Here is a 207-nt window from a genome sequence, read left to right as displayed (position 1 = left end):
CCGGATGTATCTGTTGCACCCTTGTTGGTGATTTCAGTGAAGCACTAAAACAAGTCGTGGAGCAGTATCATCCGGACCGGATTCTCATCGAGCCATCCGGCGTGGGTAAACTCTCCGATGTGGCTGGTGCAGTCAGAAATGTGGAGGAAGATTGCGGGATCGAACTGAACAGTTGTATTACAGTTGCAGATGGCAAGAAAGTAAAGA

General features: G+C 48.8%; 1 protein-coding gene. It reads left to right on the top strand.

What is annotated here, in order from left to right:
* On the top strand, window positions 1–207 hold a 207-nt coding region (locus HJY11_RS14940), incomplete at both ends, for a GTP-binding protein (protein ID WP_279571124.1).

The organism is Bittarella massiliensis (ex Durand et al. 2017) (genome assembly GCF_017566145.1).
Classification (GTDB): Bacteria; Bacillota; Clostridia; order Oscillospirales; family Ruminococcaceae; genus Bittarella; species Bittarella massiliensis_A.
This window is presented reverse-complemented; position numbering and strand designations above follow the sequence as displayed.